Annotated in this window: 16 protein-coding genes, 2 pseudogenes and 1 riboswitch; of the genes and pseudogenes, 15 read left to right on the top strand and 3 right to left on the bottom strand. The window is 35.5% G+C overall.

The features are described from left to right. Positions 1–82: 82 nt before the first annotated feature. The gene (locus BN1875_RS03430; protein WP_048603469.1) at positions 83–811 is read right to left on the bottom strand and encodes a GntR family transcriptional regulator; all 729 of its coding nucleotides are present in this window, start codon (positions 809–811) and stop codon (positions 83–85) included. Positions 812–940: 129 nt separating this feature from the next. On the opposite strand from BN1875_RS03430, the gene BN1875_RS03435 reads away from it, so the two are divergent. From BN1875_RS03435 to BN1875_RS13790, 11 genes and pseudogenes are all read left to right on the top strand, one after another. After that, the gene (locus tag BN1875_RS03435; RefSeq protein WP_048603470.1) at positions 941–1,336 is read left to right on the top strand and encodes a YbaN family protein; all 396 of its coding nucleotides are present in this window, start codon (positions 941–943) and stop codon (positions 1,334–1,336) included. A gap of 103 nt (positions 1,337–1,439) precedes the next feature. Next, entirely contained in the window at positions 1,440–1,814 is a 375-nt protein-coding gene (locus tag BN1875_RS03440; RefSeq protein WP_048603471.1) for a BlaI/MecI/CopY family transcriptional regulator, read from the top strand. 3 nt (positions 1,815–1,817) lie between these two features. After that, positions 1,818–2,948, top strand: a complete 1,131-nt coding sequence (locus tag BN1875_RS03445) for a M56 family metallopeptidase (RefSeq protein ID WP_048603472.1) — start codon at positions 1,818–1,820, stop codon at positions 2,946–2,948. A gap of 18 nt (positions 2,949–2,966) precedes the next feature. After that, a complete protein-coding gene (locus tag BN1875_RS03450; RefSeq protein WP_048603473.1) occupies positions 2,967–3,185 on the top strand; it encodes a hypothetical protein in 219 nt (72 codons plus the stop codon). A 150-nt stretch (positions 3,186–3,335) separates the two neighbouring features. After that, the gene (locus BN1875_RS13610) at positions 3,336–3,482 is read left to right on the top strand and encodes a hypothetical protein (protein ID WP_156171199.1); all 147 of its coding nucleotides are present in this window, start codon (positions 3,336–3,338) and stop codon (positions 3,480–3,482) included. A 115-nt stretch (positions 3,483–3,597) separates the two neighbouring features. After that, positions 3,598–4,131, top strand: coding sequence for a helix-turn-helix domain-containing protein (locus BN1875_RS03455; RefSeq protein ID WP_048603474.1), 534 nt, complete (start codon positions 3,598–3,600; stop codon positions 4,129–4,131). Between the two features lie 347 nt (positions 4,132–4,478). Continuing rightward, entirely contained in the window at positions 4,479–5,660 is a 1,182-nt protein-coding gene (trpB, locus tag BN1875_RS03460) for a tryptophan synthase subunit beta (RefSeq protein ID WP_147570575.1), read from the top strand. A 396-nt stretch (positions 5,661–6,056) separates the two neighbouring features. Beyond that, entirely contained in the window at positions 6,057–7,058 is a 1,002-nt protein-coding gene (locus BN1875_RS03465; protein ID WP_048603476.1) for a DUF5067 domain-containing protein, read from the top strand. 55 nt (positions 7,059–7,113) lie between these two features. Then, the gene (locus tag BN1875_RS03470) at positions 7,114–8,133 is read left to right on the top strand and encodes a DUF5067 domain-containing protein (RefSeq protein WP_048603477.1); all 1,020 of its coding nucleotides are present in this window, start codon (positions 7,114–7,116) and stop codon (positions 8,131–8,133) included. 765 nt (positions 8,134–8,898) lie between these two features. Next, on the top strand, positions 8,899–10,092 hold the full coding sequence (locus tag BN1875_RS03475) for an ATP-binding protein (RefSeq protein ID WP_048603478.1): 1,194 nt from the start codon (positions 8,899–8,901) through the stop codon (positions 10,090–10,092). A gap of 393 nt (positions 10,093–10,485) precedes the next feature. Next, positions 10,486–10,856 (top strand): annotated as a pseudogene (locus BN1875_RS13790) (ISL3 family transposase); the annotation flags it as partial. A 6-nt stretch (positions 10,857–10,862) separates the two neighbouring features. Here BN1875_RS13790 and BN1875_RS03490 read toward each other — a convergent pair. Then, positions 10,863–12,125 carry a chloride channel protein gene (locus tag BN1875_RS03490; protein WP_048603480.1) on the bottom strand — a complete coding sequence of 421 codons (1,263 nt, stop codon included), beginning with the start codon at positions 12,123–12,125 and terminating at the stop codon, positions 10,863–10,865. A 54-nt stretch (positions 12,126–12,179) separates the two neighbouring features. After that, positions 12,180–12,252: riboswitch (Fluoride riboswitch) on the bottom strand. A 139-nt stretch (positions 12,253–12,391) separates the two neighbouring features. Here BN1875_RS03490 and BN1875_RS03495 point away from each other — a divergent pair. The 4 genes and pseudogenes from BN1875_RS03495 to BN1875_RS03510 all read left to right on the top strand — a co-directional run bounded on the left by BN1875_RS03495 (position 12,392) and on the right by BN1875_RS03510 (position 16,536). Further along, positions 12,392–14,143, top strand: a pseudogene (locus BN1875_RS03495) (1-deoxy-D-xylulose-5-phosphate synthase). Positions 14,144–14,338: 195 nt separating this feature from the next. Next, complete coding sequence (locus BN1875_RS03500) at positions 14,339–15,055, top strand: DNA alkylation repair protein (protein ID WP_048603481.1); 717 nt, start codon at positions 14,339–14,341, stop codon at positions 15,053–15,055. A 177-nt stretch (positions 15,056–15,232) separates the two neighbouring features. Further along, entirely contained in the window at positions 15,233–15,655 is a 423-nt protein-coding gene (locus tag BN1875_RS03505) for a MarR family winged helix-turn-helix transcriptional regulator (protein ID WP_048603482.1), read from the top strand. Then, positions 15,655–16,536, top strand: a complete 882-nt coding sequence (locus BN1875_RS03510) for an SDR family oxidoreductase (protein ID WP_048603483.1) — start codon at positions 15,655–15,657, stop codon at positions 16,534–16,536. The genes BN1875_RS03505 and BN1875_RS03510 overlap by 1 nt, the downstream gene beginning before the upstream one ends. Before the next feature lie 53 nt (positions 16,537–16,589). Here BN1875_RS03510 and BN1875_RS03515 read toward each other — a convergent pair whose 3' ends face one another. Further along, positions 16,590–17,180, bottom strand: coding sequence for a GNAT family N-acetyltransferase (locus tag BN1875_RS03515; RefSeq protein WP_048603484.1), 591 nt, complete (start codon positions 17,178–17,180; stop codon positions 16,590–16,592). Positions 17,181–17,604: the final 424 nt, after the last annotated feature.

Below are 17,604 nucleotides of genomic sequence, written 5' to 3' on the forward strand. Positions count from 1 at the left end.
CTTTTTAAAAATAAATCCAAACATTTCTTTCGAGCATAAAAAAAGCCTTTGATCAATCGATCAAAGACTGAAAATCAAAAGATTAATCTAAAGAGCTGTATTTTACATCTAAAATGGAATAGCCGCGGGTGTCATAACGGTTATGACTCGTGGAGTAATCGATTGGTCGACCATCTTCAAGATAAATGACTTGTTCGACTTCTAAAACCGGATCATCTCTTTTGCAGCGAAGATATTCTTGATCAAAGAAATCGCTTTTTGCAGCGGAAATGGTTCGGTAGGCACCCGCAAAATGATGCCCCAAAGTTTGCAGCAGATAGTCATACACCGAGTGATGCAAAATCTCCAATGTTAATCCCGGAACCAGACTGACCGGCATAAAGGAGTGTTCAAGGACATAGGGCTTTTCATCTAAGATTCGTAAACGCATGATTTCATAGACCGGATCTTTTTCCGAGATCATTAACTTTTCCTGAATTTTTTCATCGGGAAATTTTACTTCAAAAGTGATTACTTGACTTTCAATCGACCGATTTTGTCGTTTCATTTGATAACTGAGTCCAGCGTATTCATTAATAGGAGAAGTTTCTTTTCCCAAAAAAGGATGATTTAAAACAGTTGTTCCTGCTCCGCGTTTTGAAAAAAGCAAGCCTTCCATAATCAGAATACTGACTGCTTTTTTGATTGTTGTTCGACTGACATGAAATTCTCTAACAAGATCTGTCTGATTTGGAAGTAAACTTCCCTTGGCATAAATTTCGTTTTCAATGCGTTCTCTTAGAATATTTGCGATCTCGATATATTTTGGCAACGTATTCACCTCAAAAAAAGTATAACGACTTGTCGGAAAAGAAGCAAATAAAAGTTGAATCTGAGGGTTTCTAATGTTTCTTTTGTGGAAATACTATATAATACAGGAAAAAATAAAAGGTAGAGAAACATGAAAAAATATTTGTTTATTTGTTTAGGTTCATTGACGTTTATCATCGGCACGGCGGGAATCTTCCTCCCCGTGTTGCCAACAACTGGTTTTTATTTATTAACGGGCTTCTTTTGGATGAGAAGTTCTCCGAAACTTTATCATCGATTGACTGGTTTGAATGCGTATCAAAAATATGTGACACCATTTTTGGAAAAGAAAATGACGAGCAAAGAAAAGCAACGGATGTTTCTCATGATGGGAGTGGTCTTTCTTTTGTCCGGTATTCTAGTCCATTCCACATTTGTTCGTTGGTTGTTGGCAATTATCTATTTTTCTTTAGTTATTGGATTAAGTTTGTACTTGCGAGGAGCCAAGATGGAGGAAAGAATCCCAGAAAAAGAAACGCTTCGCTAGGATTAGTTAATCAGATAAAAGAGAATTACCGTAAATATTTACGCTATCAATCGGATAATATGCTATAATTTATTTTAGAGAATACTTTCAGGAGGTAGAAAGAGTGAAAAATATCAAACTCACAAAAAAAGAAATGCAGATCATGACGGTTCTGTGGAATACGGAAAAAGCCCTATCGGCGAGTGACATCGAACGAAACGACCCATCATTGAATAAAAATACTATCCAAGCTGTTTTGCGTAAACTGTTGAAGTATCAATTAATAGCTGTTGATGATATTGGTTACAGTGGAACGGTGCTTACTCGATTATTCAGACCGACCATTGCGCAAGAAGAATTTGTTACCAGCCAGCTTTCCTCCTTTTCAATGAAGTCACTTGTATCAAATTTTATTGAGACCAATGACGATGAAGTTGTTCTTGATGAATTAGAGCAAATGATTCAACGGAAAAAGGATGAGCTGAACGAAGGGAAATAATTTATGAATCTTTCTTTTTCTTCATTGCTTATTTCATTGTTGGCAGTTTGTTTATTGGTAATTTTGCTTCAGTTTTTGCTAACTTCTAAAAAAGCCTATCGGTTGATTCGTACAGACTTATTGTTGATTTTGGCGTTTTTTGTTTCAATGCGGTTGGTTTTTCCTGTTGAATTAGCCAATACAGTGACGGTTCCTTCAAAAACGGTATTACCAAAAATATATAGTTTTTTTGAAACGAACCTTACATTATCTGGAACGTCTGGTTCACTATTTCGTTTCTTTGCAATCATTTGGATTATAGGTGCAATTATTTCTTATATTTTGTTCTTTTTTAAATGGCTGCGACTAAAAAAATTGACCAGTGTCATCGAAGAGAGTGCCCAATCACAAGATATTCAACAACTGATTGATTCGAGTCTTTTAAAAGACACTTCTAAGAAAACGTTGGTCTATCAGTCGTCATTCGTTTCTATTCCATTTATGTTAGGAATTTTTCATCCAAGAATATTTATTCCAGATAAAAGTTATTCTGAAGCGGAACGTCAAAATATTTTGCTTCATGAATACCAGCACATCAAAAATAAAGATCCTCTAAAAAAGTTTTTATTGCAGTTGATTGTCAGCAGCTATTGGTGGTTCCTCCCACTATATCTCTTCCGTAATCAAGTCCATTTTATTATTGAGTTACGTGTGGATCATCAAGTAACTTCTTCTATGACAAAAGAGGGTTATTTTAGCTATGTAGAATCTCTCGTGTCGGTAAAAAAGAAGGAGAAAAAAACGGACCCCAAACTGGCGAACAGATTGGTGACGAATTTTACTTTTTCCGATTCAAATATCCTTTCTAGACGAATCGAATTTCTTTTGGCAGGTTTTAAAAATAAGCGAACGAAACGGTACCTATTGACTTTAGCATTTATCCTACCGTTTATCGTTACTTCCTTTATCTTTGAACCTTACCGCTATAAAGAAGCCGATATTCAAGACACTCAAAAAATTGAATCCAATCAACCGGCAACATATATTTTACAACAGGGTAATGTTTTTCGACTAATCATTGAAGGAAATGATATGGGAACTATTTCAGATTTGGATGATCCTTCCATTGAGGGAATCCCAATTATAAAAAAATAATCGAAAGAAGGTTATGACGTGAAAAAAAGAGTACTCGTTGGATTAATTGTAGGAATTATTGGGGTAAGCAGCTTTCCGCTCGTTTCATCTGCAGAAGAAGTGCCTCAGACAGAACCTCAAATTTCAGCAAGAGCGAATATTATTGGCTGGCGTTTTAAAAATATCAACGGAAAAGCGTATAAACGACAATACGATTATACCGCGGCTAAATGGTTAGGCGAATGGGTTCCAGTTTAAAAAGTAAGGAAAAAAGAATCTGATTGATTCTTTTTTCCTTACACTTATAGTATATTTTTTTACCTTAAACATAAATTGAGAATGGACTATTCAAATAAATAAAATTATAGCAAGAGCAAATGAATCGAGATTAACTGTGGGGGTGTCGAAGTGGGATTTTTGTTATTATTTTTCTTAATAGGATCAGGTGTTATCACACTGCAAAAAATCGCAATCGATCCCGAAAAGAAAACCAATAAAGTCATTTTGTCTTTTATAGTTACTGGTATCATTTATTTGATGTCCGTGTTGATATGAAATATTTCTAGACGCATAATATTACCTTGCAACGAGTAGTTGACGAAATGCAACTTTTTAGTTCTTGCCTTTTTTATTCAAATGAACAAGAATGGATGAGAAGGGTTGTAAATAGATGTTTAGTGAAAAATTGAAAGAGTTAAGAAAAGAAAAAAGTGTTTCTCAGGAAGCATTATCAGAATTATTAAATGTTTCCAGACAATCAATTTCAAAATATGAAAATGGGACAGCACAACCAGACTTTGAAAAACTAGCGCTTATTGCAAATTATTTTGAAGTCTCATTTGATTACCTTTTAGGAAATTTAGATAAAAAATCATTTACGAAAAAACCAATCAATGAAGGAACTCATCGAATTTCAATCATGAGCAAGATTAATGGACAGCTTTCTTCATTTTATAAATTTCAACTTGCTAATGTTTTCGGTAAAAAGAAGGGACAACCTGCTGTTCAAATGCTTGGAATCGATGCAACTACTTTTTGGGGAGAGAATATGGTTCCCTTGGCTTGGTATGAGTCAATGGAAGATGGACAAAAAGAGTTACAGGAAATTTACGCTGCGTTATCTGAAGGTCAAATGAACTATCAATTAAAATATGATGTTCCTGTCAAAAGAAAAGGTTGGTTCGATTTTGTGATTAATCGCTGAAGTTAAAATAATCCAACCTTTTAAAAGACTCTAAAAAAACTTTAGAAAAAGCGTTGTATTTTTTTGTTTCTGTGCTATGATTTTGGAAAATAAAACGGAAAGGATGATTCACATGTTTACACATTCCATGATAAATTGGCAAAACTGGCAAAGATGAAGTTGTGTGTATGCAGGTAAAGGCATAGATGCAACTTTTAGAGTATGTTCTAAAAAGCATCTATGTCGGTGAATAATCCTTTAGATTGATGACCGGCTAGCGTTTTTTCGCTATTCGGTCTTTTTTCTTTTTAGAGCATACTTTGGTGACAAAAAACTAAAATAGACCTAAGGAGAAAGTGACTATGACAATGAATGAAAAAGGATTTTATGGTGAATTTGGCGGACAATTTGTTCCTAATGAGGTAAAAGTGGCTTTGGATCAAGTTGCAGCAGCATACGAACAATATAAAGATGATCCGGAATTTTTGGCGGAATATCAGCATTATTTAAAAGATTATTCAGGGCGGGAAACGCCATTGTATTTTGCAGAATCTTTGACGAAAAAATTGGGAGGAGCAAAAATTTATCTGAAGCGTGAAGATTTGAATCACCTTGGCGCACATAAACTAAATAATGTTTTAGGACAAATTCTACTTGCAAAACGAATGGGAAAGACCAAAATCATTGCTGAAACTGGAGCTGGCCAGCACGGAGTAGCCACTGCTGCAGCTGCGGCAAAATTCGGTATGGCGTGTGAAGTATTTATGGGTGCAGAAGATGTGGCTCGTCAAAAGCTGAATGTTTTTCGAATGGAGATGTTAGGCGCCAAAGTTCATTCTGTGACCCAAGGAACTCAAACTTTAAAGGATGCGGTGGATGCCACTTTCGGCTATTTCATTGAACATTTAGAGGATACATTTTATGTTCTCGGCTCGGCTGTGGGTCCTCATCCTTATCCGACGATGGTAAAAGATTTTCAAAAAATTATCAGTGAGGAAGCAAAGAGACAAATTTTAGAAAAAGAAGGTCGCTTGCCAGATTACATTTTTGCCTGTGTAGGAGGCGGATCAAATGCAATCGGTGCATTTGCTGCGTTTATTCCTGAGCCGTCAGTAAAATTGATTGGTGTGGAAGCAGCAGGAAAGGGTGTTGATACTCCTTATCATGCCGCAACGATGACGAAAGGAGAAATTGGTATTATCGATGGCATGAATACGTATGGTCTTTTTGATAAACAAGGTGGTATTTTACCGGTTTATTCCATTTCTGCAGGACTAGATTATCCTGGTGTAGGGCCTGAACATGCGTTTTTAAAAGAAACTGGCCGGGCAGAATATGTTGCTGTGACTGACAAAGAGGCAGTAGATGGATTTTTGACACTTTCCAAAACAGAGGGAATCATTCCAGCGATTGAGAGCTCACATGCGATTGCAGAAGCAATCAAGCGAGTTCCCACTCTGTCAAAAGAAGAACTGGTCATTATCAATATATCCGGACGTGGAGACAAAGACGTAGAACAGGTAGCTAAGTACCTGAATATTACTCTTTAGAAAAAAAGGCCTTAATGAAGTTGTAATCAATCAATAGTCCAAACAATAGTAAAAACAGTAAGAATCATTAGTTGCGACAAACAGCAACAGGATTCTCTGGTCTTGACTATTGTTTGGGCTTTTTTTGATTTTCATTCACCGATAGGACGATTTCTTTAGCAAAAAATAGCAAATAAATTATTAAATTTTCTTAATAAAACAACGAAAAAACTGGTTCCGTTTATTTTTATTCATATTTCAATAAAAAATTGAACGAATGTCATAAATTCGTGCGAACTGGTTAAAAATTGACATTTTTTTTACTGGAAAATATGGCAAAATTAGGTAGATACGAAATAGAGATACATTATTGGGTAAATCAATGCTATTAAAAAAGCAGAAATAAAGGAGAAGAAAATGAAAAAAATTTTGATGACTGTCAGCTTTGCTGCATTGTTTCTCGCGGGTTGTCAGCAAGGACCAAATTATACAAAGAAAGATTTACAACGGTATTATGATGATATTGCAGAGACAACTTATGAACCCATTGAACAGCTTGTCAGCGGAGAAATTAATGTAACAGATGAAGATAGTTTGGCAGATTTGGAAGATGAGTTTAAAGAGGCTAAAGATGATTTAACTGATATTAAAGAATCTTTGGAAAGCAATAATTCAGAGAAAAAAATAACCAATGCTTTAATCAAGCTAAATGATAAAGCATTAGATATTTATAAGAGTACGGATGATTTGGAAGCGGATGAGTATGATGTAGCTATCAAGATGCTTGATTTTCTGAAATCGTTAGAAGATGTTGGTGATGATTATTTTGATGGCGAGATTCCAGATACCTTTAAGGAAATTACTGAGAGCCTTGAGGAAAGTGAAGAATCTGGTAGTGGGTTAGAAGGACTTTTTGGTGGGGAAAGTGCCGATGACTATGAAGAAGATGAAGAATACGAAGATGATGAAGAATACTATTATTCAAATGAGGATGTCGCCATCAAAGGAATGACCATTACCACTGAAGATTTTGAATTAACACTAAAAAGTGCGAAAATCGTTCCTGATTATGATGACGGTGATGCGGCTTTAATTACTTATGAAGTAAAAAATTTGAGTGATTCGGATGATCTCGATCTTGACCTGCTTTACTATTTGGGTACTTTTTATCAAACAACGGATAAAGGTCATGTGGCATTAGATGAAAGCGACCCAAGTGAAGAATATCTTGAGAGCAATGAGAAAGATCAAACTTTAAATGATAATTATTACCTTGAAATTGTAGCCCCAGGGGAAACAATGCAGGCAGCCGCTGCGTATAAATTGGCTGATAGTAAACAAAAGATTGAGTTTGAGGTAAATCCTGACTGGGACAACGAACCTGTGGGTACGATTAAGATGGATTTAGCAACGAAATAATAGAATTGTTGTTAAAATAGTATGCATCTCTTACAAATCAAGAAGGAGGAAGCAAATGGTACCTGTATTTCACAAGAAAATTTCTTATTTTAGCAATGTTCTGCTGATGATTGGCTGTCTTGTGCTTCTTGCAGGCTGCCAAGGAAATGAAACCAGAAGTTATTCAAAAAAAGAATTATACGGTTACTATGAAAAAATCAGTACGATCGTTTATGAACCAGTGGAAAAAGTTTTTGCAGACGGCTCTTCCCCAAAGAATGCGATCACGAAAAATGAAGCCCAGGAAATAGACAATAAATTAAAAATCCTCTCTGCTGATTTGGTTCACAATGCGACTCAAAAAGAATTGACCAAAGAATTATTACGCTTAAATGAACGAGGCATAGAATTCTATCAGGCAATAAAAAATGCCAAAACGACGGATTATGATCAGATGATTCAACTTTTTAGTTTTCTAAAAGCTGCACAAGATATTGGGGATACTTATTATGATGAAGAGGTTCCAGATAGCATTGTTCAGCCTTTAAAACGAATCACTGGAGGAAGTATCTTTAGTTTTACAGATGAGTGGTCAGAGGATGATTATGATTTTGAAGAAGACGATGAGAGTTATGAGGAAGCAGAAACACTTTACAAGAATAAACAAATTTCTATTCAAGACAAAATAATCCACACCCCAGGGTTTGAATTAACTGTTAATGCTGCAAAAGTTGTTTCTGATGAAGAAGGTGATCCTGCTGTCTTTATCGTTTTCAAAATGGAGAATATCAGTGAAGATGACTATTTTAGCGCAGATTCATTCTATTCACTAGGAACAATCAGTCAAGTGACGGATAAAGAAGAGCTTGCATTGGAGGAAGTTTGGTTAGATGAAAATTATTTGGCGGAGCATCCAGAAGAAGATCAGCTCTTGTATAATTTTTATGATTTTATTTTAGGCCCCGGAGAAACAATGCAATTTGCTGTTTCCTACGGTTTGGAAGATGACCAACAAGAAATTCAATTTGTCATCAATCCAGATCAGGCAGAACAACCAGTGGGCATCATCAAGCTGAGCATTAATCCAACTCTTTGATGATTAGAAAAAGAGCAGTCAAGTAAAAAAAAACGATAGAAGTGATGTCTATTCGTTAAAAAGAACCGCCAATTTGTAGCACGATACTTCTCTTCCCCGAGAAATCAGCGTTTCTTTAGAAAATGCTGATGCGAAGGTCGTGGCTCAGTAAATAAAATCTTTTTCAGATTGATTGAAAAACCTGTTGCAGATGATGAGCCTTCAAGGTTATATAAAACTTGTTGGTGGTGAAGGAAGTGCTATAGAAGACACTAATAACTTCATACTCTTCAATAAATCCAGTTGATTGAGGGAGAGAAGGATGAAAATTATTTTGATAAAGCTATGGAGATTCCAAGTTATAGGAATAATGCTAGAAATACCTTTTCAATAGGTCGTAATTTATCTAATAATTTTTTAGTAGATAAATATGCAGACTTTACTCCACTTCCTTTTATTTCTATGTTCATCGTTATTGGTTATTCCAGGAGTCATAAAATCATAGTTGTATTCTCAAAACTATTTTATTTATTTCGATGGAATACAAGAAACCGGTGGCCCCTCCCTCCAAAAAAATAGACACAATCACGGCAGTCACCTAATGGATAGTCATAATGGGTGACTGTTTTAGTTAAAAGCCGAAAAATATAAACAGGTCTTTAAATATTATGGTATAATGACATATATATAAATCAAAGTTTATATTATCCACGTTAAGAGATAAATATAAAACAAACTTTATATTTTCAGGTGAAGTACTTATTACAAATTGGCGAGGTGAGAAGTATGTTTAATAGACCTTTTTATCTAGATCAAATTCTCAAGTTCAAAGATTCTGATTTTATAAAAATATTGACTGGGGTTCGAAGATCTGGAAAATCTTTTTTGGTGAAATTATATAAACAACATCTTGAAGATTTGGGGGTCAAAGATGAAAATATAATCTATATTAATTTTGAGAGCTATGAATCTCTTTCAATAAATAGTGAAAAGAAGTTTAGAGCAGAAATAGATAAACGACTTCCTGACAATCAGGATAAACTATATTTTATGTTTGACGAAATTCAAATGGTTGAAGGTTGGCAGAGAGTAGTTAATGGATTAAAAACGAGCTTCGATAGTGACATTACCATTACGGGATCTAATGCTGATATGCTGTCGGGCGAGCTGGCAACATTGTTAAGCGGTAGATACGTTGAGATTTTGGTTTATCCTTTATCATTTAGTGAATTTCTTCAGGTAAAGGAAATTAATTCAGATTCCAGACATGTAGATCAAGCTTATCTTGAATATGAGAAATATGGTGGTTTTCCATCAGTTGTCTTGGCAGATGAAGAAATAAAAGATGTAATTCTACAAGGAATATTCGACACAATAGTTCTCAATGATATCGCATTTAGAGCTGGCGTTAAAGACCCAGTAACGTTAAAAGCACTCATTAGCTTTCTTTCAGATAATGTAGGACAGCTAGTTAATTCTGCTAGACTTGCTAATACATTAACGAGTGAGGGAGTTCCTACAACAATTCCTACAATTAAGAAATACCTTGATCTCTTGGAAACTGGTTATTTATTCTATCGAGGAAAACAGTATGATATTCGTGGTCGTGAATACTTACGAACCAATGGAAAATACTTTATTGTTGATTCTGGATTAAGAAGAAATGCGGTTGGGAGAAAAGATGGGAATTACAGCAACCGTTTAGAGAACATAGTATTTATTGAATTAAAGAGAAGAGGATATCAAGTAGATATTGGCCGATTAGGGACTAAGGAAATTGACTTCATCGCTAGAAAATTAGATGAAATTCTTTATGTTCAAGTTACTTATGATCTTCCTAATAACACTCACGAGACAGATAACCTAAATAATATTATTGATAATTATAGAAAGATTCTAGTCACTGGTAGATACCAAGATATTAATCAAATAGATGGAATTGAAGTTAAATATATTGTGGATTGGTTGCTTGAAAAATAGAAAAATCTAAGTAGACAATTTACACCATATTCATTGCTAAGTAGAATAGGGAGATAATATTATTTAAAAAGGGAAAGAGAAAAATGAAAAGAACCATGGCTTTAATGTTGGCAAGCTTTTTTTGGGCGGTTGTTCGACAAATACATCGGATAAGAGTAATAGCACTTCTAAACCTAGTTCTTCATCAACCAATACATCTACGACTGAAAAACAAGTTAATAAATTATCCGAAGATGGAAAATATGTCGCGTCAGATGACTGATTTTTAGGCTCTATACTTTTTGATGTTGGTGAATCTCACTGGCATCTTTTTTATTTTCAAAAACAATAGAAAAGACACCCTGAAATCCTTTAGAATTAATTTGGCGAACCAACCCAAAAGGAGGAATCAAGATGTCCTACACTCAGCTTATCAAAGAAAGATTGGATATTCTAGATCAATCGGTTACATTTAACGAAATTTGTCTAACAAAGGAAAAATACAAAGGTCAAATCTGAAATATTCATCATGGAAAATTGCCCTATGCAGCCAAAGAATCCAATCACTGTAAGAATGACGTTGTTTCAAAATACCGTACCTACCTTGAACTCAGGAACGCCGTTTTAAATATAGAAGTTTGTCGGCGGACGTTTGTTGCAGTACCTCTGTAGCGAAAAAACACTGCTTTATCAATGAAAAAGTCCGTTGGTCGCCAATAATTCTAAGATTACTCTTCACCAACATCATTGGACAAAGAACCAATATTTCATCTACAACAGTTTTTTTTGGCTTACTTTATATTTTTTATATCCTTTAATTGATAACCTTCGTGGTGTTTTAAAAAGAACAGTTTGGAATGAACAATAGTTTGTGACGTGTAAATTCCTTGATGACCGGAGACGAGATAACTGACGAAAGCCGCGATTACATAGTAGGGAATAGCCTCTGTTCCAAAAAGGTCAATGCCTAACATAATGGTCGTTAATGGCGCATTGGCTGCACAACCAAATACAGCAATCAGGCCTAAAGCAGCTAAGAAGGAGGGGGAAATTCCTGTGAAGCCTCCCAGCGCACTTCCCAGGCTAGAACCAATATCAAATAATGGGGTCACTTCTCCACCTTGAAAACCCGCCCCTAATGTCAAACCTGTAAAAAATAATTTTAATATCGGATCGAAAAAGGAAGAACCTCCTGCAAATGCTTCATCAATAATTCCCAAGCTCAACCCTTCATATTTTTGACCATTAAAAATAAAAATGAACGCAACAAAAATAACCGAAGCAATAAAGGCACGAAGCAGATAATTGTTCATCTGTTCTTGGTAGATTCTTTTTAACGTGTGTACCCACCAAGCAAATAAATAGCCGAAAATACCAAACAAAACAGATGCGAGCACAACAATCAAAAGAATAGATACGCTGAATTGGGGAATATCTTTGATTTGATGTAGTTCATGAGTCGTTCCCATCTGAATAGAAATAAAATTAGCTAAATATGAAGCGAGAAAGCAGGGAATCAAAGAGTTTCGTTCTAGTTTTCCAATAAAGACCATTTCCATTCCAAAAAATGCGCCAGCTAAAGGAGTACCAAAGATGGAAGAAAATCCTGCGCTTATGCCAGCATGAATTAATTGTTTTCTTTTCTCTTTCTCTAATTTGAAGAAGGTCCCAGTTTTGTTCGATAAAACGCCACCGATTTGCACCGCAGATCCTTCACGACCAGCAGATCCTCCGAATAAATGGGTCAAGATGGTAAAGATAAAGGTAAATACTGCCATCCGTAATGGAACCAGTCCTTCTTTTTGAGTACTTTCAATAATTAAATTATTGCCTTTTTGTGCGCCTTTTCCGTAATTTTGATAGACGTAGGCAGTCAGCACTCCGATAAATGGCAAGAAAAAAAGGAAAAAGTTATTATTTTCTCGCAACGTAGAAACAAAGTGCAAAGCGCTTAATAAGTAGTGGGAGATAATTCCCATCACACTAGCAACAAAAATAACCGAGCCATAAAGCGCGCCTTCTTGTTTTAAAAAATATTTTTTTGTCTGTTCCATCGCGTTTTCCCTTTCTAAAAATCATAAAAAAAGCCGAGAAATCTACAAATAAGTTCACTTGTAGAAGTCATCAGCTCTTTTGCGGTTTTGGTTTATACCAAGGGAGACATTCATTCCCTTATTTATAGTCTATTTTTAGCATAGACTATTTGCAAAGTCAAAATATTTTCAATAAATAGATGAAAATATTTTGAAAAATCCTAAAATAAACTTGACTTAAAGTCCAGTTTAAGGTGTACACTAACCCAGAATGAAGGAGGAATACTATGATTTTAGAAACAATTAAAGGTCCAGAGGATGTAAAAAAATTATCCACTGCACAGTTACAACTATTAGTTGATGAAGCACGACAAGCACTGCTAGAAAAGGTCAGCCATCATGGAGGACATAACGGTCCCAATCTTGGTGTTGTGGAAATGACCGTTGCAATGCACTATGTTTTTCAATCACCAGTAGACAAATTTATTTTTGATGTCTCCCATCAAAGTTATATTCATAAAATGCTGACCGGACGTGTGCAAGCATTTATTGATCCAGTACATTATGACGATGTCTCGGGTTATACAAATCCAAAAGAAAGTGAACATGATCTTTTCACGGTAGGTCACACATCAACGTCTCTTTCTTTAGCCAATGGTGTCGCAAAAGCGCGGGATTTAAAAGAGGAAACTAGTAATGTCGTTGCTGTTATCGGAGACGGATCACTTTCCGGTGGATTAGCTTATGAGGGGCTTAATAACATTATTGAGCAAGGAACAAATACAATCGTGATTGTGAATGATAACGATCAATCCATTGCCGAAAACCATGGGGGTATCTATCAAAACCTGCGCGCATTACGAGAAACAAACGGTGCGGCAGAAAATAATTTCTTTAAAGCGTTGGGCTTTGATTATCGTTATCTTGATAATGGGAATGATTTAAACGCATTGATTGCTCTGTTTGAACAGGTAAAGGATTCTGATCATCCGATTTTGCTGCATATTCATACAATCAAAGGTAAAGGGTTTAGATTTGCTGAAGAAAATCGAGAAAAATTCCATGCTGGCGGTCCATTTAGTTTGGAAACCGGGGAATACACTCGAAGAAACAGCGGGAATTCTTATGGAAGTGTCACGACCGATTTCTTAATGAAAAAAATGGCCAGTGATCCTAAAGTCGTGGCAATCAATGCTGGAACACCCATGGTTGTTTTTAATCAGGAACAACGAAGAAAAGTCGGCAAACAGTTTGTGGATGTGGGTATTGCAGAACAGCACGCAGCAAGTATGACGGCGGGATTAGCAAAGAATGGCGTTAAACCCATTTGGGCAGTCACATCAACTTTTATGCAACGAAGCTATGACCAAATTTCTCATGATTTAGCCTTAAACGATTTACCAGGAACAATTTTGGTTTATGGTGCCTCTGTCAATGGAATGAATGATGAGAGTCACTTGGGAATTTTTGATATTTCTTATTTGAGTCATATTCCAAACATCGTCTATCTTGCACCTACTAATAAGGAAGAATACCTTGCCATGCTTGACTGGTCTATTGACCAAACGAATCATCCGGTTGCTATTCGTGTACCTGTTGGTCCGCTAAAAGAAACAGGTATTCCAGATACGACTGATTATTCTCAACTTTTCAAGAATCAAGTGATCCAAGAAGGAAAACAAGTGGCTCTTCTTGGACTTGGTAATTTTTATCAGTTGGCTGAAGAAGTAGCAGTAGGGTTGGAAGAAAAGCATGGAATCAAAGCAACCTTGATCAATCCAAGATTTATTTCGGGGTTAGATACGGAATTACTTAATCATTTGAGTGCTGACCATCAACTCGTTGTGACAATGTAAGATGGGATCATCGATGGCGGGTACGGACAAACGGTTTCCGATTATTTTGGAAACACCAAGATTAAAGTCCAAACCTATGGGCTAGAAAAAGCCTTTCATGATCGTTACAACGCAGCAGAATTACTTACTGAAAATGGCGTGACAGTGGAGAATATTCTTCAAAAGATTGTTGAAGCGTTATAAGTGGAAATTTCACACAAATACTAAAACGGGCAGAAAGAAGGTTTTCCTTTTTCTGCTCTTTTTAGTTAAGGAACAATTTGAAAATGGAAAGGATTTTTGAATACTTTCTCTATAATATTGAGGAAGCTATAGAATGTGAAATAAATTAATCGAATCACAAAAATTACGCTATAATTTAAAAAAAGGAGATTTCTTATGTCTAAGAACTTAACTGCTACGCAATTTTTAGATGAATTAGAGGACCTTCAATCTGAGGAAGAGATGGATAAATATCAGCGCTTTTTTACATTTGAAAAAGACAAACAGTCGGTGCAAGATTATTTTATCGGTGTACGGATGGGGGATGTCTTCAAATTAGCCAAGAAGTTCATTCAGCTTCCACTTTCAGAAATTGAAAAAGTCTTAGAAAGCCCAATCCATGAAGCACGTGTTGGAGCTGTGAGTGTTATGGATTGGCAGGCACGAAGCAAGAGAATTACAGAAGATCAGCGTAAGCAATTATTTGAGCTTTATTTGCGCCGTCATGATCGCATTAATAATTGGGATATTGTTGATCGTAGTGCACCATGGGTGGTGGGAAGATACTTAATCGATAAACCTCGGGATGTTCTTTATGATTTAGCAAAATCGCAAAATATTTGGGAACGACGAACTGCGATTGTCACCACAGGCTTTTTTATTAAGCAAGGAGAAATAAAAGAGACGTTTGAAATTGCGAAGCTACTGATAAAAGATCAGGAAGATCTGATTCATAAAGCTTCTGGTTGGATGTTACGGGCAGCAGGTGATGTAGATGAGACACAGTTACTCGTATTTCTTGAAAAATATGCGCATGATATGCCACGCATTCAATTGAGATATGCAATGGAGCATTTGACCAAAGAGCAGAAGGAACACTTTCGCACTTTATAAAAAATAATTTTTGAAGCAAGCTTATTAAAAGAGACAAGAAAACAGAGAGACAAATTCCAAAATTGGAAAAGTTTCTCTGTTTTTTTGGAGATAAGAATGAATTTCGTTTTTTGCCTGGATAAAAGCTTTACTTTTCAGAATATAGTTAGTAAACTAACCATATTAGGAGATGATTGAATGGATAATACGGGCTATTTATTAATGAGCGTGTCTAAAAAATTGAGATATAAACTAAATTATGCGCTACATCCTTTAGATATTACGGTGCAGCAGTGGGCAGTGATCCAGCAGTTGAGTCATTATGACAATGATAAGTTAATGACCGCTAATGAATTGGCAAAAATTCTTGATATGGATAAACCGACTATCTCGGCAATTATTAAACGGTTAGAAAATAAAAAACTCATATACAAACGAAAAAATAAAGCGGATAGTCGGGCTTTTGATTTGTTTTTAAGTCAAGAGGGCATGGATGTTTACACAAAAGCTGTGAAAATCAGCAATCAAATTTTAGAGGAATTTACCGCCAAGCTTTCTCAAAATGAGAGTGAACGTTTAAATCAAATTTTACAAAAATTAGATAGTGAGGAAGTAGTCTAATGGAAAAAATATTGGTTATCGGAGGAACAGGAAATATTGGATTTCCGCTAATAAAAGAGTTATCAAAAAATAAAAATGTTCAAGTTATTGCTGGCATTTTTCATCCTGAGAGTGCAACCACTCGCTTTGCGAACTTTGCCAATGTAGAACTGATTAAATTTGATTTTCTGAACCCAGCGACTTTTTCAAAAGCATTAGAAAATGTTGATCGAGTATTTTTTATTCGTCCTCCACAACTAGCAGATCCAAAAAAAGATATGTTTCCTTTTTTAGAGGAAGTCAAAGCAAGAAAGATAAAACAAGTCGTGTTTGTCTCCTTGATTGGCGTTGAAAAGAATCCAGTTACCCCGCATCATAAAATTGAAAAGAAAATTCTTGAATTAGGTATTCCTCATACATTTATCCGACCATGCTTCTTTATGCAAAATCTAAACACCACACATGTAGCAGATATTCGTGATCATCATGAATTGTACATTCCAGCCGGTAACTCAAGAACCAGTTTCATTGATACAAGAGATATTGCCGCCGTCAGTGCAAAATGCCTGTTATCGAACGATTACATAAACAAAGAACTGGAAATAACTGGAGAAAAAGCATGGACGTATAATGAAATTGCAGCGATTATGACCAACGTTTTAGGGAAAACAATTAGTTACAGCAAACCAAGCTTATTGGGCTTTCGTAGGACCATGCTGCAAAGAGGAATAAAAAAAGACTACGTGAATGTGATGGTGATGCTTTACCTCATCACCCAACTTGGGAATGCAAAGAAGGTAACAGCGACAGTTGAACAAGTTTTAGGGCGAAAAGCGACTTCTTTCGAGGAATATGTGAGAGATTATCAACAAGATTTTTTGCAGAAAGAAAATAATTTTTGATTATCGTTACAAAAAAAGTTGCCAAATAAGCAACTTTGCAGTTAGAGTACCTATCATGATTTTGTATATTCCATGTACAGATAAAAATTAAAACCACTACGCTTAGCGTGACGTTCCGCAACGGATTTAAAGACGTGATAACCAAGTTTTTCGTAAAGCTTGAGTGCTTTGGTATTTGTGTCGGCTACTTCTAAAACATACGTAGTATAGGGAGTAGTCTCATGAATATAGCGGATAATTTGTGTTGCTACGCCTCGGCCTCGATGTTGACTATCTGTAGCAACAAACTCCACCGCACCCATATCTGGCAAAATTTCAAAAGGGTACGGTTTTTCCTCAAATTCGCGTCTCAAAACACGATAGGCAATCGTTCCTTTGATGAATCCAAGGTGTTTTCTAAATTCTTGCTGTTTTAATTGAACCGATGGATTTGTGCCATCACTACAGGCTGCAAAACCCAAAATGATATCATTTTCTACCGCGGCATAAAAAACTTCTGGATTAAAAATATGAGTAAAGGTTCGGGCTAATTTTTCTTTATCTTTGGAGAAAAATTTTAACCATTCATAGAAACCTTCAACAAATATCTTGCTGATTGCGGGACGAAGGTCATGGGAAGCGGTGCTGACTTTGATGATTTTCATAACGGTGAGCTCCTTTTTAGTAAGAATAGGGACTTTAAGAAAATAGCTTATTTGGGAAATGGTTAGTCAGTTGACGCAGGAGAAGATAATTAGTTATTTTTTAAGAAATAATAATCATAGGATATCTTAAATTGCTGAATAAATTACGTACAATTCATAGTATCATGTTTAAATAGGAACACTCAACTATTTGTTTTATAAGGGTTATTTTTGAGTCATAAATTAGTAGTAAATAAAGAAATCGTTTAATGCAAACTACAGGAAAGAAAATAGTAACTTTCATTAAGACTATACTCGATATTCTAGCATTTTTGCGGTATAACTTGATGTATGAAAACCTAAAAAATTTTTTCTCGTGTAACGCATTTATTTTCGAAAAAGTAAATAATTTTAAATACAGAAAAAACACAGATTGTCCTAGTAA

The sequence above is a fragment of the Enterococcus massiliensis genome, from assembly GCF_001050095.1.
In the GTDB taxonomy this organism is placed as follows: Bacteria; Bacillota; Bacilli; order Lactobacillales; family Enterococcaceae; genus Enterococcus_C; species Enterococcus_C songbeiensis.